At 38.2% G+C, this 21,393-nt stretch carries 21 protein-coding genes; 12 read left to right on the top strand and 9 right to left on the bottom strand.

The window, feature by feature from the left end; translation table 11 throughout:
- Nucleotides 1-67: 67 nt before the first annotated feature.
- The 5 genes from BK009_RS02850 (at nt 68) to cca (ending at nt 5,594) form a co-directional block, all read left to right on the top strand.
- Entirely contained in the window at nt 68-1,192 is a 1,125-nt protein-coding gene (locus tag BK009_RS02850; protein ID WP_100907710.1) for a 3-dehydroquinate synthase II, read from the top strand.
- Nucleotides 1,193-1,540: 348 nt separating this feature from the next.
- Nucleotides 1,541-2,113 carry a hypothetical protein gene (locus BK009_RS02845; protein ID WP_100908976.1) on the top strand — a complete coding sequence of 191 codons (573 nt, stop codon included), beginning with the start codon at nt 1,541-1,543 and terminating at the stop codon, nt 2,111-2,113.
- Between the two features lie 154 nt (nt 2,114-2,267).
- Nucleotides 2,268-3,206, top strand: coding sequence for a phosphoenolpyruvate carboxykinase (ATP) (locus BK009_RS02840; protein WP_100908975.1), 939 nt, complete (start codon nt 2,268-2,270; stop codon nt 3,204-3,206).
- Nucleotides 3,207-3,421: 215 nt separating this feature from the next.
- Entirely contained in the window at nt 3,422-3,970 is a 549-nt protein-coding gene (gene thpR, locus BK009_RS02835) for an RNA 2',3'-cyclic phosphodiesterase (protein WP_100908974.1), read from the top strand.
- Nucleotides 3,971-4,202: 232 nt separating this feature from the next.
- Nucleotides 4,203-5,594 carry a CCA tRNA nucleotidyltransferase gene (gene cca / locus BK009_RS02830; protein ID WP_100908973.1) on the top strand — a complete coding sequence of 464 codons (1,392 nt, stop codon included), beginning with the start codon at nt 4,203-4,205 and terminating at the stop codon, nt 5,592-5,594.
- Between the two features lie 112 nt (nt 5,595-5,706).
- Here cca and priS read toward each other — a convergent pair whose 3' ends face one another.
- Nucleotides 5,707-6,675, bottom strand: coding sequence for a DNA primase catalytic subunit PriS (priS, locus tag BK009_RS02825; RefSeq protein ID WP_100908972.1), 969 nt, complete (start codon nt 6,673-6,675; stop codon nt 5,707-5,709).
- Between the two features lie 6 nt (nt 6,676-6,681).
- Entirely contained in the window at nt 6,682-8,166 is a 1,485-nt protein-coding gene (locus tag BK009_RS02820; RefSeq protein ID WP_100908971.1) for a DNA primase, read from the bottom strand.
- 339 nt (nt 8,167-8,505) lie between these two features.
- Here BK009_RS02820 and metG point away from each other — a divergent pair, with 339 nt between their 5' ends.
- From metG to BK009_RS02800, 4 genes are all read left to right on the top strand, one after another.
- Nucleotides 8,506-10,509 carry a methionine--tRNA ligase gene (metG, locus tag BK009_RS02815; RefSeq protein ID WP_100908970.1) on the top strand — a complete coding sequence of 668 codons (2,004 nt, stop codon included), beginning with the start codon at nt 8,506-8,508 and terminating at the stop codon, nt 10,507-10,509.
- A gap of 145 nt (nt 10,510-10,654) precedes the next feature.
- Nucleotides 10,655-12,217: a DUF530 domain-containing protein gene (locus BK009_RS02810; protein ID WP_100908969.1), complete on the top strand. Its 1,563-nt coding sequence runs from the start codon at nt 10,655-10,657 to the stop codon at nt 12,215-12,217.
- 202 nt (nt 12,218-12,419) lie between these two features.
- Nucleotides 12,420-12,878, top strand: a complete 459-nt coding sequence (locus BK009_RS02805; protein ID WP_100908968.1) for a helix-turn-helix domain-containing protein — start codon at nt 12,420-12,422, stop codon at nt 12,876-12,878.
- 6 nt (nt 12,879-12,884) lie between these two features.
- Complete coding sequence (locus BK009_RS02800) at nt 12,885-13,856, top strand: MraY family glycosyltransferase (protein ID WP_100908967.1); 972 nt, start codon at nt 12,885-12,887, stop codon at nt 13,854-13,856.
- 199 nt (nt 13,857-14,055) lie between these two features.
- Here BK009_RS02800 and BK009_RS02795 read toward each other — a convergent pair whose 3' ends face one another.
- The 7 genes from BK009_RS02795 to BK009_RS02765 all read right to left on the bottom strand — a co-directional run bounded on the left by BK009_RS02795 (nt 14,056) and on the right by BK009_RS02765 (nt 19,520).
- On the bottom strand, nt 14,056-14,850 hold the full coding sequence (locus BK009_RS02795; RefSeq protein ID WP_236951017.1) for a tetratricopeptide repeat protein: 795 nt from the start codon (nt 14,848-14,850) through the stop codon (nt 14,056-14,058).
- A gap of 119 nt (nt 14,851-14,969) precedes the next feature.
- Nucleotides 14,970-15,680 carry an RAD55 family ATPase gene (locus BK009_RS02790; protein WP_100908965.1) on the bottom strand — a complete coding sequence of 237 codons (711 nt, stop codon included), beginning with the start codon at nt 15,678-15,680 and terminating at the stop codon, nt 14,970-14,972.
- A gap of 69 nt (nt 15,681-15,749) precedes the next feature.
- A complete protein-coding gene (locus tag BK009_RS02785; protein ID WP_100908964.1) occupies nt 15,750-16,472 on the bottom strand; it encodes an RAD55 family ATPase in 723 nt (240 codons plus the stop codon).
- A gap of 4 nt (nt 16,473-16,476) precedes the next feature.
- Entirely contained in the window at nt 16,477-17,649 is a 1,173-nt protein-coding gene (locus BK009_RS02780; protein ID WP_100908963.1) for an ATPase domain-containing protein, read from the bottom strand.
- Complete coding sequence (locus BK009_RS02775; RefSeq protein ID WP_100906415.1) at nt 17,650-18,027, bottom strand: roadblock/LC7 domain-containing protein; 378 nt, start codon at nt 18,025-18,027, stop codon at nt 17,650-17,652.
- A 394-nt stretch (nt 18,028-18,421) separates the two neighbouring features.
- Nucleotides 18,422-18,916: a hypothetical protein gene (locus BK009_RS02770; protein ID WP_100908962.1), complete on the bottom strand. Its 495-nt coding sequence runs from the start codon at nt 18,914-18,916 to the stop codon at nt 18,422-18,424.
- Between the two features lie 148 nt (nt 18,917-19,064).
- The gene (locus BK009_RS02765; protein ID WP_100908961.1) at nt 19,065-19,520 is read right to left on the bottom strand and encodes a hypothetical protein; all 456 of its coding nucleotides are present in this window, start codon (nt 19,518-19,520) and stop codon (nt 19,065-19,067) included.
- Nucleotides 19,521-19,594: 74 nt separating this feature from the next.
- Between BK009_RS02765 and BK009_RS02760 the strand changes: the two genes are divergently transcribed.
- From BK009_RS02760 to BK009_RS02750, 3 genes are all read left to right on the top strand, one after another.
- The gene (locus tag BK009_RS02760) at nt 19,595-20,188 is read left to right on the top strand and encodes an RNA-binding protein (protein ID WP_100908960.1); all 594 of its coding nucleotides are present in this window, start codon (nt 19,595-19,597) and stop codon (nt 20,186-20,188) included.
- 175 nt (nt 20,189-20,363) lie between these two features.
- A complete protein-coding gene (locus BK009_RS02755; protein ID WP_100908959.1) occupies nt 20,364-20,879 on the top strand; it encodes a methyl-coenzyme M reductase family protein in 516 nt (171 codons plus the stop codon).
- Between the two features lie 142 nt (nt 20,880-21,021).
- Nucleotides 21,022-21,282 carry a TIGR00304 family membrane protein gene (locus BK009_RS02750; RefSeq protein ID WP_100908958.1) on the top strand — a complete coding sequence of 87 codons (261 nt, stop codon included), beginning with the start codon at nt 21,022-21,024 and terminating at the stop codon, nt 21,280-21,282.
- The last annotated feature ends 111 nt before the right edge of the window (nt 21,283-21,393 follow it).

Here is a 21,393-nt window from a genome sequence, read left to right as displayed (position 1 = left end):
ACCCAAATACTAAAAAAACTACTTTAGTAATTAACAGAATTATCAATCCATTTAGAAGGTTAAACCTATGAAATTTGCATGGATAATGGCCGAAGGGAATGTATGGGATAAAAAAAAGCAATTCATTACCACTGCACTGGAATCAGGAATAGATCACATTGTTGATTTTACCGATGTGGACAACATTCGCAAACTTGGTAACCTAAAACTCATCTCTGACATTGAAGGCTCTGATGTGGTGCTGGTGGGTCGAAACAGTGAAGGAGATGGAACTCTCATCATACCGGATGATCTCAGAGAATCCAAGGATCTTGCAGCTGTAAATAGGTTGAAAAGAAGGGATAAAAAGGTAGCAGCCTACGTGGAGATCCTATCCAAAAAACACGAAGAACTGGCCGCATTACTGGGGAAAGATGCGGATTACCTGATCTTATTGGGGCGTGACTGGAAAGTCATCCCTCTGGAAAACATAATCGCTGGATTGCAGGGTGAGAAAGTCAAGATCATTGCCGCAGTCGCAGATTATGATGAGGCTAAGCTGGCCCTGGAAACCATGGAACATGGAACCGATGGTGTGCTCCTCTGCCCCCATGAAATAAGTCAGATAAAAAAGGTGGCCGAGTTAATGGAGAAGATACAGAGCGAAAATTATGAGCTTAAAGCAGCCACCATTTCCAAGGTAGAACCAGTGGGTATTGGAGACCGGGTGTGTGTGGACACCTGCTCCATGATGCAACTGGGTGAAGGCATGCTGGTTGGATCCTACTCCCAGGGACTGTTCCTGGTGCACAGCGAGTCCATGGAAAGTGAATATGTTGCTTCACGACCCTTCCGGGTTAACGCAGGCCCAGTGCACGCCTACGTCATGACCCCTGGTAACAAGACCAAATATCTCTCGGAACTGGAAACTGGGGATGAAGTCTTAACTGTGGACAAGGAAGGTAATAGCAAAGTAGCCATAGTGGGACGGGTTAAAATCGAAAAACGTCCATTGATGCTGGTTGAAGGAGAATACGAAGGCGTGGTACTTCGCACCCTCCTCCAAAACGCTGAAACCATTCGACTGGTTAGTGAGGATGGAAAACCTATTTCTGTAGCTGATTTGAAAGTTGGGGATAAAATTATGATTTACCTGGACCCCAATGCCCGGCACTTTGGAATGGCCATTGAAGAGAGTATAATTGAAAAATAATACATGACCCTAAGAGGAGATAAAATAAAACTCTAAAATTTTATCTCTTAAATTTTTGTTTTCATCCCCCAAAACACCAAAAGTTATTTAAAATAATTAATTTTAAGAGCTTAAATTGAAAATTTATAACTTTTTTAGAAATAATAATTATATTATCTTCTCAAATCATTATTTAATACTTAATCACCTTCTTAATTAGTGGATCTGGTAAATTAAGATTTTAGACACATAGAAAACCCCATCTAAACTAAAATTTTAAATATTACTTTCTTACATATCCGTTACAAGAAGTATGTAATTAATAATCAATATAATGGGGGCTAAAAGATTAATAAAAAGATTTTAGGATTGTTTATTTTTTTAATAGCTATTGTTGGAGTTTATGGCCTGTTTTATGCTGCGGTTACAACTGTTTTAATGCCCATGGATGCCAATGCATTTAAAGCAGAATTGAATACTTTACAAGTCCCGATGAACAATGAATCCAGCATTGCGGAACTGGAAATTGCAGCAGCTGATATGGAAAGAACATCTGCACTGAGTTATGTCTCTCAGAAAGAGAGAACTGAAGTGGCAAACTCAATGAGGATGGGTAATACAATACCCATGGTATTTATAAATCAGAATATGGTTGAATATAATAAATCTTACAGTAATAGGATTTGGGCCTATGATCTTGCTTTACGTGGAGATATCTCCAGCCAGATAAAGAATATCACCAGTACCCATGAGGAAATTTCCCGCTTGAATAATGAAACCGAGGCTATAAATCAGAAATTGTACACTGATTTTGAAAAGGGAGATACCAAAGCATATGCCGAAGACTTGAGAAAGCTGACCCACAATTTGAGACAATATAACATTGCCATGGAAAACTTGAAAACCCAACTTCAAAACGTGATCAACCAGTTAGAACAATAACCCCCCCTGTCCCATCAATAATAAAAATATTTTCTTATATAACTTCTACAAACATGTAATTTATTTAAAGAAAATCAGAGAAAGTTAAAAGACCCATTAACACCATAATATATAACGGTTATTAAAATATTAGGATAATAACGGGGTTAACTGAATGTCAACTTACAAAGTGGAATTAGTGACACCTTATATTAAGGATGAGATGTTCAATAAACTTAAGAGTAAAGTTAAGTTCGAAAGAAAGGCCAATATCCATGGTGCTTGTGTTAAACTCCTAACTGATAATGAAGATTATAAAGAGGAATGGGAAGATAATTTCAAGTTCATGAATGAAGATATACGACCCCATGCCAAGATCTTCTCAGTTGAGGATGATGGCCAACTACAGGTGTTATACGAACCCATATCCAAAACCTGCATTATTAAAAACTGTGATTATTATGGTTGGATAAAAAGCATAGCGTTGGCAGCTATTTCTGACTTTTTTGAGGAATATCACTCTGAACACCGACGTTATTCTACCCATGGATCTGCAGTTGACTGTGGTGGTCATTCCCTGGCCATCATCGGACCATCTGGAACTGGTAAAACCACCCTGACCTACGGACTCCTCCAGTATGATGACTTTAATTACATATCCGATGACTGGTTCTTCACCCGCTTATTCAACAATGGTGCTGTCATATATTCTTCAGAAAAGAATTCATACATCCGTGACGACCTGGCCCAAGTCTGGGAGAAGTTTTCAGAAGAAGTTAATCGTGTGAAGCTGGATAACAAGGGACGGGGAATCGCCGATGTTAACACCCTCTTCAAGGGAAGGGTTCGGGAAACCAGCACCCTAAAAAGTGTGGTTCTACTGGAAAGAAATAATTCTAATCCTCCCTTCCGGAAACTGGACCCGGTTGAAGCTCTTAATTTTATGGTGGAGAATGATTTCTGCAATCCACACCAATTGGTTAGGGACCAGCGGAAACTTCACATTAGAAAGACCTTCTTCCAGAATTTATTTCAGACAGTAGATGTTTATCTATTAAACACCATTGAAACTCCCCTGGAAAGTTTGAGAAGGATAAAAAATCTTGTTATTTGATAATACGATAAATAATAGATAATTTAAAACTGTTAAGATTAATTATTTAATATTGAGATTAAATGATTCAAAATATATTTCATAATCATGAAATAGACCAAGAAGGGGAAAAATAAATCCAGAACTGTAAAATCAGAATTAATTTATTGATTCAATCGAGCAAAATGATTATTCTGGATTTAAATTGAATATAACAAAATTTACAGGTGATTCTTGTGAGAGCATTTATGGCAGTTGATTTAGATAGCAGATTATCCCGTAAAATTCAGGAAGTTCAAAGGGAGCTTAAAAAAACAGATGCACCATTGAAAATAGTTGAACCTGATAACTTGCATTTCACCTTGAAATTTTTCGGCGATATTTCTCCCTCCCAAGCCAATGTTATCACCAGTATTATTCAGGATAAACTGGAAAATTACCAATCATTCCCCTTGCACATCAAAGGAACTGGTGTGTTCCCTCACATGGGATATATGAGGGTTATCTGGTTGGGAATTGAAGATCCGCAATGTTTTTCTAGACTTCAAATGGATCTTGATCAGGAATTCGTGAAAATGGGGTTTAAAAAGGAGAGAAGTTACATCCCCCACCTTACCATAGCCCGGGTTAAAGGTCCCCAGAACAAGGAAATACTGGCAGAGACCATTAAAAAAATGCAGGAAATAGAAATTGGTCATATGACCGTGGAAAAACTGGTCCTAAAAAAGAGTGAACTCACCCCGGTGGGCCCCATCTACACTGATGTTAAGGAATTTTTCATCTAAGGTAAGGAATTTCATTCAAAACCCTCTAAATTCATATATTTACGCAGATCTAAAGATAAATAAAGATAGTAAGGTCCAATATGAATAAAAAATGGAGCTATGAATGAAGATGAATGGGAATTAAATATGATTCAAGACCAATTAAAATTATACATGAAATAATTCATTTGAATATTAAAATTATTGAACTTAAAAAAAAAAAAATCTATTAAAATATTTTGAGGTATTATAAGTGATTGATTTTCAGCCTATCCTAAATGACATAGAACCCTCCGAGGAAGAGGAACATAAAGTTCATGATCTGTCTTTAAAATTAATTGAAATTATTAACCATGATGCTCAAGAGGAGGGTATTGATGCTGAAGCTGTCCTCCTTGGTTCTGTGGCCAAAAATACTTGGATTTCCACCGGAGATAAGGAAGATTTGGACATTGATATTTTCATCAAATTTCCACTAACCACCTCCCTGGATGATCTGAAGAATCAGGGTCTGGAATTAGCCAAAAAATGTATAAAAACTATGAATGGTGCCTATGAAGAGCGTTACGCATCACATCCCTACCTAACCGGTGATATTGAAGGTTATCCTGTTGATTTTGTTCCCTGTTATGATATTAAAGATTCCAGTGAACTGAAATCAGCAGTGGATCGCACCCTTCTCCACACTCAGTATATATTAACCAACTTGAAACCAAGCCAGGCCCAGGAAGTACGTCTTCTGAAGCGTTTCATGAAGATGGTGGGAACCTATGGATCTGAATTCAAAGTGGGTGGTTTCTCCGGATATCTGTGTGAATTACTGGTAATTCATTATGGTTCCTTTCTGGATGTTCTTAAAGGAGCATTCCACCAGTGGAAACCCGGCTACCAGATCGATCTCATGAATTACAGTACAGCACACCTTTTCAAGGATCCCCTGGTAGTGGTGGATCCTACTGATGGAAACCGGAATGTTTCTGCAGCCTTAACACTACAAAAAATGGCAGAATTTCGTGTTGCTGCGGGTAATTTCCTGAAAAATCCGAAAAAATCATACTTTTACCCCAAAAAAATCCAATATAATCGGGAGGCCTTGAGAGATAAATTTAAAAAAAGGAAAACCCATCTAGTTATGCTGGCCTTCCCCACACCGAATATTCCTGCCGATGCCCTGCACCCCCAGATCCAGAAAACTGAAAAATCACTGGTGAAAATCCTGGAAAATGATGACTTTAAGGTTATGGGGAGTGATTACTGGAGTGATGAAAATAAAAGAGGATTAATACTCTTAGAATTGGACACCTGGCATCTTATTCCCTTTAAAAAACATTCTGGGCCAACAGCATGGGACCATGAAAACAGTGAAAGATTCCACGATAAACACCCTGAATCTTGGATAGAAGGTGATCAGTGGGTAACCCTGATTCCCCGCCAGTATCCGGATGCAGAGTCCCTGATCCAGGGAACACTCACTCCAGGGGGGATCAAAAACCTCAGAGTGGGAAAACATCTGAAGAAGAAAATCCTGGAAAAATATAATTTAGTGGATGTTCTGGACCTTTTAGTTGCCAGGGATGTAGATGAAGATATACTTAAATTCTTACACTTTTATCTGCACAAAAATGAACTATTAATTCGTGATTAAGGTTTTCAAACCATAAAACTCTCTTCACTGGTTCTTATTGCATTCAATTTGAATTTTATTTTTCTTTTTATTACTGTCTTTAGGGATACTAAATTGAAATATTTCCAAATGGTTAATCCGTTCTTTCGTAGACGAATTTAGGAACTGCTTCCTGGAAGGGATCGAATGTTTCCAGGTTTTTAATTAGGGTGGATTTCATACTAACACCTGAATGTAAGGATGATGGTAATCTTAATATCCTTTTAAGGTCAATGGAGACCTTGGCATCCACTAAAGTCAGATTTAGGGATGCTATACCTTTAACCAGTCTGGCATACCTCATTGGCCCTATTTCTTTTCGGAATAATCCCCATTGATCATTGGTTAATAATTCCCGGTGCTTAATCACTGCTTTCTTTATATCCCTACTCACATCATCAATTTCAGTGTCCAGGTTTACTGCAAAAAGAGCCTGTTTCACCCGTTCGGTGAATACCTGAGGATAGGCAAAGGGGATGGTGAAGTGTTCCAGTTTGTATTTCATCCCGTGGCTGGAGTATTCACTTCGTGGCACTTCAGAACCCACTATATATTTAACGACTTGGCTACGTACATCACTACCCATACCCATCACTCCATCATCCAGCACTCGGATGTGATAACCTCGGCCAGAGTAAACCACACGAATATCAGAAAGACCCAGATCACCTTTTAAGGTGTCTATCAGTCCATGGACGATGTCCTTGGCCTGATTCAAACATATCTCACAGACATTTTCACATCCGCATGTTCTTATAGGTATGTCCTTGGCATCAACATCAAAGACCAGCTCTGCCTTTATCCATCCATCCCTGCGCCGAGGTTTCTGATAAAATGCCACTGAAGAGTAGGCAGCAAAGGGTGTGCGGTATCGCATGAACTTTCTTAGATAATCTTGATTCTGGAATACACGATAACGGTCATTGGGCCCTCTGCCCATATGGTCAAATCCAAATTCCCTCTGGGCTAGAGTGTTCAGAATGAAATCTGGTATATCTTTTACATTCCATTCTTCCCGGTAGTACTTGCGGCGTTCATTGGGGGTGGCTGGTTTTAGATCCACAGTAAATCAGACCTCCTCTGAACTATCATCATTAGATTTGCCGCTTTTCTCTGGAACCATACTTTCATCTTCTATATTCTCTGCACAGTTAACCGTATTAGAATTTTTACCTTCAACTGGTACATTAGAATGTTCATTAACTGTGCCTGAATCAGTAGAATTAGAATCTTCCTGATTCAAATTCCGTACTTCCCATATCATCCGGTTATAATAACTCAGAGGATTTCCTATCTTTTTACAGGTATCATCAGGTCGACAAAGATGGGGTAGGTGCAGCTTGATCTTCTCACAACTCATAGGGGTGTACCAGGTGGTTTCACCTTCGTGTTCCATTTTCAGGGTAGAGTGCATTCCGAAACCAAGTTTGGCATTGATATTAACCTTTTCCTGGGGCTGGTCATCGAATAATGGAGGAACACATCGTTGGGCAGCCTCGTAGATCAATGGCAGGACCTCGTTTTCAGTGATCTCCAGTTGGGGGTCCTGATCAGATACTCGCTTGGAGATGTTCATTCGGAAAACATCCGGGTAAAGTCGGGCATAGGATACAAATGGAGTCATGAATAGTACAATGGCATCATTCCTTCCCCCTGATTTTATTCCTTCCAATGCTTTCTTCGCGCAGGGTGGGAATGCCAGATGGTTCAGTGGTCCGGATTTCATGGGTCCGCCACCACCCCGACCAGTTCCATAACCATAGTGTTGCATTTGTTCGGCCAGTACCTCAGCCACCTCATCGGCCAGTTCAAGGAGTACAGGGTTGGGTTCCACCATGATACGAGCCTTTTCATGGACTTGTTTAATGTAATCCTCGGTTTCCTGCATGATCATCTTAACCATGATTAGTTCCTTCAGTTCATCACCAATCAACAACTGGTACATGCTGTTGGGATTCCGGTGATTTATCCGAGGGCCAAATCGATCAATGAAATCCTCACGTTCCAGGATTAATTCCCCTTTATCCAGCACCAGGTCAGTTAGACGTATCTTACGAGTACCTAATAATTCCTGGAAAAATGTCCAGTGAACCCTATCACCTTTAATTAACATTTGCAGAGCTTCATCTACTATTAATCTTCTTTCCTCAGTATGTAGTTTTCCCAGTCTCTCCTGAATCAAATCTCCCTGGGCTTCAACCATGACCCGGGTTTCCCGTGAGTTGGGTCCAAATTTAACTCCAATAGCCTGGCATAAAAGATAGAATGAGATAATATCATAACGAGTTATGGCCTGATCAGATAGAAATGAATATCTCCGGATGTTAAATTCCCGGTCATGTTTTTTCTTTATATACCATTCCATCCTTTTAAGGGCCAGTTCCAAATAGTTAGAGGGTATTTCCTTATCATCCGTAATTTCCTGGGAAGGGTTACGAGTAACTATTCTTCTAAGTTCAGGGATATCTTGGGATATGCCTTCAAAGCTACCCAGTTCCCTTACTATGTCTTTTCCCTCAGGTGATAGTGGGTTTAAAAAAGAGATGGAAACCATAGTTTAACTGTTGTATATCCGCTTAAAAAAATTTATTGATGAGCTATTCAGATAATTGATATACTACTGGACTTAATTAACTTATTATATCTTTCTCAAATCTTTCCAATAATCGGTTTAATGATGATTTTAAGACCATTTGGTTTTTGTTGATTATTGGAGGGGGATTGATCAAATGGATAAATCTTATATAGAAATTAGATAAAAAAAGATATTATTGTTTATCATTAACTCCAAGTGAGTTTTTACCCTATGATGGTTAATAAATATTTAAAAATAGATATCTAAGTCCAGATAAGGAATATCATTCTCAACAAGGTTATTATAGGAGGAATATCATTGAATAAAGATTCGAGTAAATTATTTATCACCTGCGCCCTACCCTACGCCAATGGCCCCTGCCATCTGGGACATCTGCGTTCCACTTACATACCGGCTGATATCTATGCCCGTTACCATCGGATGAAAGGTACTGATGTACTGTTTGTGTGTGCCACTGATGAACACGGAACACCAATAGCTGTTCAGGCAGAAAAGGAAGGAATATCTCCCATGGATATTGCCACTCGTAATTACGAGTTGATCCGTAAGGATCTGGAATTATCAGATATTTCATTTGATAACTTCTCCAGAACCACTGATCCACTTCATTATGAGATCTCTCAGAACTTCTTTTTGGATCTCTACCAGAAGAACTGTATTTATCCCAAGACCATCCAGCAGCTATACTGTGGTGATTGTGACCGGTTCCTCCCGGACCGTTACGTGGAGGGAACCTGCCCCCATTGTAGTGGAGAAGGTGCCCGTGGTGATCATTGCGAGACCTGTGGCCGGCACCTGGAACCAGTGCAGCTGATGGAACCAAAATGTCTAATCTGCCAGTCAAACCCGGAGATTAGGGAGTCCAATCAGTACTATTTCCGTTTAAGCCATTTCCAGGAACAATTAAAGGAATGTATTCAGGATAACCCTGAATTACCCGCCAATGTCCGTAATTATACAATGCAATGGATTAATGAGGGATTGAAGGATTGGATTTTAACCCGGGATATGGATTGGGGTATACCAGTACCCCTGGATGATGCTGAGGGTAAGATCATCTATGTGTGGGGTGAAGCATTCCTGGGTTACATTTCATCAGCAGCACAGTGGGCCCGCCGTGAAAACACTCCATGGGAGCCTTACTGGGATGACCGGGCAGTGCACTTCATTGGAAAAGACATCATCTACCACCACAGCATATTCTGGCAAGCCATGCTCATGGCTTACGGCTGTAAATTACCCTACAACATCGTAGCCGGGGAATACCTGTCCCTTGAGGGCCTTAAAATGTCAACCAGTAAGAACTGGGTGATCTGGGCAGCTGATTTTATGGAGAAATTCGACTCTGATTTATTGAGGTACTACCTGGTGGCCAATGCACCCCTCACCAGGGACACTGACTTTTCATGGGATGACTTCCAGAGGAGAGTCAATGATGAACTGGCCGATGTGGTGGGGAATTTCCTACACCGTACCTTCTCCTTCACCCACCGTTTCTTCCAGGGCGAAATACCCCAGCCGGGTTCCTTCAATGACTATGATCAGGAAGTTAAAGACGAGATAATAGCCACCCCGAAGAGGGTTGGTGAATATATAGAGAGCTTTGATTTCCGGGAAGGTCTGAAGGAGATAATAAAACTGGCCAAACTGGGAAACAAATACTTCAATGACCAGGAACCATGGAAAACTGTTAAAGAAGAAGGAGATCGGTCAGCTACTACTCTTTATCTGTGTAATCAGCTGGCAAAAGTGATCAGTGTTATTATAAGTCCCTACCTCCCAGTTAAAGCTGGTGAGATGAGAGAAATTCTTGGTTTAAGTCATGATAAAAATGATATTCTGAAATGGGAAGATTCCACCCAATTCATACCAGCCGGTACTTCCCTACTTAAAGCTAAACCATTATTTGCTAAAATTGATGATGAAACTATTGAAAAAGAGAAAAATGCACTTTATACAAATTTAGAGGAGACAGAAACTATGGATAATCTAATCAGTATTGAAGATTTCGCTAAACTAGATTTACGTGTTGGTAAAATTATAGGCGCAGAGAAAGTTAAAGGCTCTGAAAAGTTACTGAAGTTAATGGTGGATGTTAAGGACAAACAGTTACAGGTTGTAGCCGGTTTAGCCACTAAATATTCATCAGAGGCTTTGCTCAATCAGAAGGTTATCATCCTGGTTAACCTTAAACCTGCCAAGCTCTTCGGAATAAAGTCTGAGGGTATGGTGCTGGCTGCTGGGGATAGTTCCTGTATTCTAACAGCTCCTGATGCCGGTGTAGGTGAAGGCATAAGATAGTTAGGTAAAATTTAATAATGAAACTGGAATGATGAGAAATAGAATTATTGGAAGGGTGGAGTAATAGGATAATAAAAAGATACCAAAACCCTTATTCCATCATAACCGGGCTAAAAAAATATACACACTTTAACGAAGGAATACAATGAACGAATCGGTACTCATTGGAAAATCAGAACGTTTTCTGGACCAGATAAAGAGGAATGATATTTCATTAAGTGATATTGAAAGCCCGGAAAAGTTCCTCACACTTTACAATTATTTAAAACAGAACATGGATACTCTGCAGGATATGCGGGAAACCATGGAAATTAAAGGTTACACTGCCCCCTATCGTTCTATAAACAAGTACGGCCGCCCACTAACCGGTGAAACCAAAGCTGAAGATATGTATGATGTCAGCCGTCACACCCAGTACTTCCGGATGAATGCTGCTGCTAAAAAGAACATTCTGGATCGTGTTAAATCTGCCATGAGCTCCCATCGTATTGCCATTGGACACTTGGAGGAGTTCGCAACCTTAGAATGCACTTGCTGCCAACGGAAATATAAGGGTCATGAAATAGCCCTCATTAAGTTGAACAAATGTCAATGTGGGGGGAGTTTGAAATTACATGTGAACACCGAGGGAGTTTATCGCCTTGAAATCATTCCCTTCCTTCCCCTCTCAGGGGATTACATGGTTAAACTCTCAGAACTGAGTCCCAGGAGTCGACAGGCTTTTCGTAGTATTGTTCGGATTTTAAAACAGGAAAAAAGGGGAATTGTTAAAACTGTGTCCCTGGTGATCAAGGTTATGGAAGATGGTCGATGGGTAAGGAAGAGAGTTACCATTGATGCCCAGGATGAAGCTAACTATGAAAAGGAGATTCGCAGTCAGTATGGTTCCAATGCCCGTATCGAGATGATGCAGTTTCATCGGAAGAAACCTTCCATTATCAACGACAAACAGGTGCAAACCGCACTTTCACTGGGGTATGTTAAGTACGCAGAAACCCAGATACTCCAGTTTTTACCAGCTTTACTGGAAAAATCTCTCCATGATTTCGGGAAAGTGAAAGAATACCAGGAATCCCTGGAAGTCGCCGAGAGAAAAGCCAATAAGTATGATGATGGTGATGATCAGGACGACCTTAAGAAGTTCTTCTTAAAAAAGGAACTAAAAGAAAAGGATATTGTGGATGAAGAGGGGAATCTCAATGAAACCATCCAACAAGACCTGAAAAATAAAGAATTGATTGAAAAAAATCTTTTCCAGGAAATCCCCCGTATATACATTTTGTGGGATCTCTTACGCTATTACTTAACCACTTCCTACGATCGTAGGAATAAACATTCGGGGCCATTCCCTTACCTCCGCCCGGGTTTGGATTCAAATCAGATCAAAGCTTTTCAGGACTTTAAAAAGGATGTATTGGAAATCATACAGGAGCACCTCTGTGAGAAGATAGGATTTATACCTGGCATGGGCAAAGTTTTATTCAGTAAATTCTCAGTTGAAAAGAAGATGAAAGGTCTTCACTTGCAAATGGGATCGGCCCTGGGTGCCGCCATAGTTGCCATTGAAGGAAATTTAACCGTTGAGGAAACTGCTGAATTATTCTCCATTACCCCTAAAGCAGTTCAAAAGGAGAAGGAAACCCTTGAAACACTTCAAAAACCTGCTAGCTCCAAGGCAAGGCAGTTTATGGCCATGATGAAGAAGTAGGTAGCCTATAGGGAAAGTGATGGGGTATTTGCAGTGGTTAGATTTGTGGAAATTAGAATTAAAAAGATTTGTAAATAATAAGAAGGTTGAAAATTCGTTATGTAGAGAAAAATTTAATGAATTAACCTCTTAAGATAAGATATGTGAATTAAATTTAAAGTGTCAAACAAATATATCAAAATTATTTCTGAGGGTGGTTACTGTGGCCAATGAAATATATGTGAACAAACCATTATCATTCAGCCGTATCATGGAACTCCTGGACCAGTACCCTGATCTGAAGAAGATAAGCTGCCCCCCCAGTTTATATTCGCGAATTTCTCCAAAGTATCTTGAGGCCCTGAATGAACTGGGAGTGACTGTTGTATCAGTGGAAAAGAAAGGACGTCCAAAAAAATATAATGAAAATGATACACAGAGAATTCAACATCTAATAAAAACAGGTACATCTCCACGGGAAATTTCAGAAACCATTGGAATACCCCTAAAAACAGTTTATTATCTTAAAGATTCCCCCCTTAAACGTGGGCGAAAGATGAAATACAACACCCAGAAAGTTAAAAAAGTTAAAAATCTTTATACAGATGGAGTTCCAGCTAAGGACATATCCAGAGACTTGAAAATCCCCCTTAGAACTGTTTACTCCCTTCTGAAACGGTGATAAAAAATGGAACCTAACCTTATACTTCCCTACCAAAACCTGTTTTTAACCTCGGCCATCTGCGCCCTGGTGGCCTTTTTGGTAACCTTCCTGAGTATGCCTCGTCTTATTAAAAAACTGGAAGACGCAGATATAGTTGGAAGAGATATTCACAAACCATCCAAACCCGCAGTGGCAGAAATGGGTGGTATTGGTATCCTTTTTGGATTCATCATCGGAATATTCCTGGGTATCTATTTCTATCCTGAACTTCAATTCCAGCTCACCATCACCTTACTGGTAATCCTCCTGGTGGGAATAGTGGGGATGGTAGATGATCTGGTTATGTTATCATCCAAGGAAAAACTCATACTACTCTGGCTGGCAGGCTTACCACTCATATGGATTGCACCACCCAACGTAGACCTAATTTACATTTTAATGGTTCCAATCGCGGTTTCCATCGCAGCTAACCTAACCAACATGCTAGCTGGATTAAATGGAATTGAATCAGGTTTAGGTGCCATTGCCATGACATCCCTAAGTATTGCCTGCATCATCATGGGCAAGTACGATGTAGCGGTAATCAGCATGTGCATGTTAGGAGCATTACTGGCCTTCCTTTACTACAACCGCCATCCATCCAATGTATTCCCAGGAGATGTGGGAACACTGATCATCGGGGCTACAATTGTGGTTGTGGCCTTTATTGGTAGGGTGAGGATCATTGCCCTTATCGTACTAATACCCAATATAATAGATATGATCCTTAAGCTATACAGTGCCGGTGTAATGGAAAGACAACAACACCAACCCACACAAGTAGGGGTAGATGGAAAACTGATGGCCCCTGAAACCGGCTTTAATTCCCTTATACGGTGGATATTAAAACGTCCCATGGAAGAAAAAAATGTGGTAATAATTGTGTGGCTCATTGGAATATTCTTCGGAGCGGTAGGAATAATACTGGCTTATATTTTAAAAGCCAGGATGTTTTAATTAACCCATATTTATCTTTATTTTCATACCAATATAACAAAATTTTGTTATACTGATATAACAATAAATTTTATTAATCTGTATATCCAAGAAAAAATCTTATTAATACTACAAAAATGGAGCATATCTTATATACACTACGTATCTTTAAAATTTTTCTAAAATGAATTTATAAAATTAAAAAAAGATATTTAGGAGATTAATCGCCGTAGATAGATTTTAAAAGTGCTAAAGCAGCTTTTTCAATGTTCACATCTTCTAAATCTTTAATTATATCCATTGATTTACGCAGATAATCAGAACCTTCTTCTGTTTCACCCAATAAAAATAATGCAGTGCCAATCATCAATTTAGATATGGCCTGTCCTTTCATATCCCCTATTTTTCGATATGAATTCAAAGATCTTTTAAAAAACTCCAGAGATTTTTTTGTTTTTTCGTCTTTTAGAGATAAGTCCCCCATGATGAGAAGTATAGCGCCCTCACCATTCTCATCCCCAATACTATGAGCCATTTCATAAGCTTCCTCTAACTGAGCCATCGGGTTTCTAAATTCCTGATACGTGCTGTATACAGCAGATTCATCCAGAAGGCTGATGATATCATCAAGTTTTTTTCCAATATTTACATAATCAATAGAATAATCCACATCAACATCAGGAGATAGAAATGATTCATCATCAAAACCAAGTTTTCCCTTATTTACCCCATCTTCATTTATTTGAAGATATTCACCATATTTTTTAATTTTATCAGTAACTTCTGCCTTTAATGGCATATTCAAAGATAAACAAAGTTTTAAAGACCTATTATAATAATCAAGGGCATTTGGAATATCATCAGTGCCAATGTATACATCCCCAATTAAATCTAAAATGATTGCTTCATCTTCAGCAAACCCCAACTCATGATAAATTTTCACAGATTTTTCTAAAAATCCTAATGCATCATTTATATCTCCATTCTCGTATTGAAGGGTTGCAATATCCACCATTAAACTGGCTTCGGCTTCCTGATATTCCCATAGTTGCTCTAGAAGCTCTTTCAGGGAAGTACTGTAGTCCTTTTCACCACTAAAAATTCCCATTTATTTCCCCACCATTGGAAAAATGATCACAGGATCTCCCCTTTACCTAAAACCAGACCTTGATCAGTGATTTCATACTCAACAGTTCCTATAAAACCTAAATTGGATTTATATGTCATATAATTACCATCAAACATTATAAGATTATCAACTATTGACTTAAGGGTTTTTTCAGTGCGTTCATCAGTAACTCCTTCAGTATAAGTGACGATGACTGTTGCCCCGGCTTCCTTTAACCTGCGCAGATATGTCTTCAAAAACCGGATAACCATTGGTTCGGGATTAAAGGCAAATAGTGTAGTTAATGAGTCAAAAACAGAACGAAATTCGTTTGATTTTTTAAATACAAACCGAGTCCCCAGGCCAATTTTAACCATTAAATCTGTGGGGTCATTGATTTTGGATAAAGTATAGGTACTAGTATTTTCAATGGGGACTCCAGAAAGTGAAGATATTGAGTCGATAATATAAAGAAGCTCTTCATCCATGAAACTTTGCAAAAACCATCCGAAATCGATCATGTTTTGTTGTAATTGTTTCATCCCCTCATCAGCCGTAACATAGAGACAAGGTTCATTAATACTCATCCCATGATAAGCAAACTGATAACAAAAAATGGATTTACCCACCTTTGGCGGTCCGTATATTAAAGTGGTGGTATTCTCCGGGAAACCATCCGTAAATCCTGCAGATGCCAAAAATTCATCCAATCCAGGTATGCCTGATTCAATACTCATCTTATCACACTTTCTTAAAGTACTAAGTCGTTAAAGAGATTATTTTACCCTTAACGGTTTATTAACTATTTAATCATCATTACCATCAATAACAATTCCCCTTTCAGTTATCTGGTAATGAGCTTCTTTTCTACCTATACCTTTCATGGCTTCAATAGTTATTTTTTTACCATTTAATCTAATGATATTGTCGACCATTGATTTAATAAGTATCTCTGTTCTTGGATCAGATGAACCTTCAGTGTAGGTGATTACAGCAGTGGCCCCGGCTTCCTTTAACCGTAAAATATAGGTCTTTAAGACTCTTACTATCAACATTTCATTGTTTGATTCTAAAATGGTGGTTAAAGAATCTATAACTCCCCTTAACCTAGGGTTTTTTTGAGATATAGAACGTGCTCCACTGGTTACCTTAACCAATATATCAGTAGGATTTCGGACTGAAACGGACTGATGCCAATCATATGGGGCTGATTCATCGTCATTAGAAACAGCATCAACAACATATAACATTTTATTTTCCAGATATTCATCTAAAACTAGTTCCATGTCCTTAAAATTTTGTGAAATTTCATTTATCCCCATATCTGTAGTCAGGTAAAGGCAAGGTTCATCCTGTGTTAACCCATAGTAAGCAAAACCATAACAAAAATTGGATTTGCCCACCTCTGGAGGGCCATAAATAAGGGTGACTGTATTCTCGGGGATTCCTCCTAACCCCAAACCAAGATCATCTCCAGCCGTGGTCAGACTATCAAATCCAGTTATTCCAGAAGCAATACGAACGATCATAAAGTCACCTATACAATATTTCTAAAAGAGCATCCAGTGCTTCTTCAATTCCTTCATTACGCATTAAACTCACAGGAATTATAGGTATGTTCTGACCCATATTCATAACCTTTCTTATCTCTTCTGGTGAAAGTGAATCCGGGAGATCCTGTTTATTAGCCACTATAACACGAGGTATGGCCTCAGCTTTACATTTTTTCATCATTTCCTTGGCCCGAGGGAATGTCTTGGGGGCGGTGGAGTCAACCAGTATAAATGCTCCCACAGCCTCTTTGGATAATACATCCAGTATGAGGTCGAAACGTTCCTGGCCTGGTGTTCCGAAAACATCGGCAGTAAAACCTTTATATTCCATGTGGCCAATATCCATGGCAATAGTGGTGGGAACCTGACCCAGGGCCATTCGATCTACAGAAACAGAATCTGTGGTGATATTTTTAACAAAACTTGATTTACCGGCATTAAATGGTCCAGTGACCAGGATTTTTGGAATGAATATCTTCACTCCACCAGGACGTTGAATATTAAAAAGAACCATATTATCCGATGGTGTCACCCAAGAAGCTCCGGTAACCATGAAGCCCTGTCCAATAATAACCCTTTCTTCAATGGTGTTAAGGTTAATTAAACAGTCCATGGAGTTCTTGATTTTTTCAATCAAATCCTCCTCATAATCCCACTCCGTAAATATATAGAGTAAAATAGTGTCCTGCTCTTTAGCAAATTGGTTCCATTTATTTATGATACGAATTGTCTCTTCATCATCCATATAATCGATGAGCGTTGAAAGATTATTTATAACTCCTAAACCATCAGGAACATCGGCGATAGCCTTTAGAACAACTTCTTCAATTTGGGAGTAATCTTCTATCCCATATTTACCAGTTACTGGAGCTCCAATGAAATAAGAGCTGCCATCTACAAAGAATGCCTTTCCCTCATTCATACTCTTTTCAAGATCCCATCCGAATTTCTCAAATTCATAAATTATAGAACTAGGTTCAGTAACGTTGGTGAATATAAACCCCTGATCTCCCTCCTCCAGTCTGCCCTGGAGGGTTTGATAACCAAAAGCCTCGCATTCAACTCCTGGATCGGCATAGAATAACACCGATGATCCGGGAGGTACCCCACCTCCCAGAAAATCATCCAATTTGGGAATGTGAGTTTTTTTCATCTACATCCCACCCATGATCTGGATTACTTCCTGGGCAATTGACTCCATTTCAAAGAATATCAATCCCAATTGGGCTTCTGTTTCTGTTAAGGCAGTCAATATAGCCTTTTGACCTGCTGGAATTAAAATTATTGTTCCTTTTTCTGTTTTAACTGATATTTGACTAACTGCACCGGTAGTCATCTGGCCAGACGCGGCTTCTGCGGCTCCCATAATGGTGGAACACAATGCAGAGAAAATTCTAGCATCAACATCCGGAGGGGTTCGGGAGTTAATTAACAGTCCTTCTTTGGAAACTATACCACATGCCTTTATCTGCCCCACCTGCATAAGGGTTGTTAAGACATCATCCAGTTCTTCCTTTTTAGTTTTAGCCATTTATTTCCCCCATATTGTTTCGGCTCTACACTCTAGTTAGGCCGTACAATTTAAATCACGAATTGTTTATTTATAGTTATATTAAACTCAAAAATATTCATTCCCACACCATCCCGGTATGAACAATCATCACCACCCCTGAATAAATATCATTTTTCATTTTGGATCCAGTTACTAAAATCCTATTAATTAATTTGTTCTTCAATTGGTTTTATATTTTCTAATATGAATTAATAATTGACATGGAGTTACACCTATTAAAGTTTGGATATATCAATTTGGTAATATTAGTGTATAGTCTAATTTCTAAATTGTGAAATACTACCCAAAATAGGTTATTAACAATTTTATAGATGGAAGTTATTTTTATTTCTAATTGTAAAAAATGGATAAATCAGTCCCAATAAACATCTGCAGTGGTGAATACATATTTATCAGAAAATGCAGGATTATAGAGTTTATTTGTAATATTTTCTGTATTGAATGATTCAGTTATCTTTTTCCGAGCATTAAAATTGATCCGATCACCCAAACGGTTCCTATCTGTTTTTCCAGTGACTGATGGTGATGATGCATGTATTCGTAGCTGAATCTTGGTTTTCTGATATCCCTGATGAAATCCCTGGTTTAAGTAGCTGACCCCAGTAATTTTAACTCCTGAAGAATGGAGTAGTGTCGGGTGTTCAGTGGAATAATCTTGGAAAGACTCATGAGGATACACAGCTAAACTGTCAGAAATTGCGCCTTGTAATGCCCCGGTTCTTGCTGCACTCATGGCCTGATTGAGTTCATTAGCATTGGTTAAGCCCATAACAAAAGGGATTAAAAACACAATGCTTACCCCCATAATCATTAAAAATTCAATAGGGAGCTGACCTTTAACATCCATATGTTTTACACCCAATCCAAATTTAACAGAATATAATTAAACAATAATGATAATCAAATTATAATTAATTGGGAGATGTTTATCCATGTCTCAACCTTGAAATTACTAATGATTAATAGTGGATTGAAAATGATAAACCTGATAAAGATTAACCAATTCCGAATATTACCACCATATTTCTGCATTCTTCCTTGACATTTCGAATAATGTAAGTTCTATTGGGCAACATAGTAACTTTCGACTGATTGGAGCTATAGTTAGATATCTTTTTTTGAAAGGAATATGAATGAGCATTCCAACCCCCAACTTCCACCATAACACCAGATTGATTAACATAGACTTGGTAATAAGACCCTTTAATATCCAAAGGCATTTGGATCTCCACTTCGTGACCTTCGCCTCCCGAATAAGTTTCTTCAATGGCCGAAGCAACTTTTTCAGATATGGATCGGGCCTGTACCATTTCTTCAGCTTTTCCCACAGTTTCTAACCGACCCTCAGCAAGGCTTAAGATGCTGACTAATATGACCATGAGGAGGAACATGGAGATCACAAAATCGATGCTAACTGTTGCTATCTGATCACCAGTAATAGTTGAACCCATAAACTTATTAATATCATACTCTTATTAATACTTATCCCATGACTTATCCCACGTAGTGTGGGAAGGGGGTTCATATGAAAGAAAATCAGAAGATAGAAAAAAGAGAAAATAAGTCTGTTATACTGGTAAAATTTGAAAACAATGAGAAATTTGAAAACAATGGATTTAAAGAAATTAATCCAGAAATCAAAGGAAAAAAAGAGTTAAAAAAAGTGATGGAAGCTATGGGAATATGGTTTTATATTATGGAATCTGAGTTTTATGATACAGTTACTGTTGAAATGGATGAAAAACCATTGCCAGTCATAAAACAATTCAGGCAAACTCCAACTACGGCCATTAAAAGAATAATTCCCCTTGATTCTGTGGTATCATCAGCTAGTGATGATTTGATTACCACCATCCTAGAACTAGCATCAGTGAAAATAAATAAAGAAGAATCTTTCACACTAAGATTAAGTTCGAATGGAAGCAAATTAAGGGGTATAAAATTCCCAGAAAAAATCACCAGCAGAATATGCACGGAATTATGCAATGGATTAAAACTCCAATATCATGATAACCTCCGATATCATGATGAAAACACAAATTGGATAATCCAGATCGAAGAATTGGGCGAAAACAAAGGAATTTCAATTTGTAGGCCTGATGAGATTCTAATGAAATAGATATTTGATTCAATTCCGCATATCTTGAATATGCGATTTTTTATTTTTTTAGATTTCTTTAAAAACCAAAACACAATCTTCAATCAAAATTAAAAAATAATACTTTTTCATTTTAAAAACATTGAATTAAGCAAATTTTATGTACATCTCTACTCGATCTAATTACAAGGGTATTATGTATAAAATATTACATTTCAGTGGAGGGGTTTACAAGTTCGATCTCCTGAAAGAGCATGTGGAAGATGTGGGAGGGTTATTAATCCAGGAAAGATATTTCCATAAGAGCAGAGGATCTTATTTTTTATCAGAAGAGATTCAAGTAATCTTCATCGTGCCACCCAATGAAGTGTCCAGTATTGAATTATTGGCCAAAGAAATTAAGGGGGAAATCTGTGAAGTGGAAATGGAGGAACCCTTGAAAAGTGATCTAATAAGTTCATTGAACATTTACAACATCCTGTGTAAAGCTGGGGGCTGGATTACCCCTGATTTTATTAGGATGTCAAAACTATACCATTCAGATAATACATACACCTCAATAAGAGATAACCCCTACATAAATGGAAATTCAGGACCTATTGATGATAATCAACATCCTGATAATCTGGAACAATGTTTAAATTTGATGCTTTCCCTTAAAGTCATAGAAAAAAAGAAAAAAAACGATAAAATTGAGTATCGTATAAGATAATCTAATTAAAAATGGTATAATTTATTATATAAATATTAATTTTAGACTTAAAATATTTTTAAACGTTAAACCATAGAATTTACAACACTAATATTAAAAATAAAGTTAATAAACTAAAATTTCAAGAAAAAAAGTGAAGAGAATGATCAAAGGAGAAACCATTATTTTCATGGGTATTGCCGCTGTAATTCTCGGTATACTGCTTATCTTTATTGGTGCTGCTTTCCTATCCTCAGGTAAAACTGAAGATGATGGTGATAAGGTAAGTACCGGTGGTGTGATTTTAATCGGACCCATACCTATAGTCTTCGGCAATGATAAAAACATGGTTTCCATTGCAGTACTGGGTGCAATTATCATTATGGTATTAGCCTACATCCTCTTCTACCGGGGCAGTCCCTGAAGAGTTTAAAATAAACAATTAAGGAATGTTTTTAGAATAATTAAAAATTTATAAAAAGATTTTCAGACATTGGGGAAAAATTCCCAGTAATTAAGGATTCCATGTAAAATG

It is taken from the genome of Methanobacterium subterraneum, from assembly GCF_002813695.1.
GTDB classification, from domain to species: domain Archaea; phylum Methanobacteriota; class Methanobacteria; order Methanobacteriales; family Methanobacteriaceae; genus Methanobacterium; species Methanobacterium subterraneum.
The sequence above is the reverse complement of the archived record's forward strand: the minus strand, read 5'-3'. Positions and strand labels throughout refer to the sequence as shown.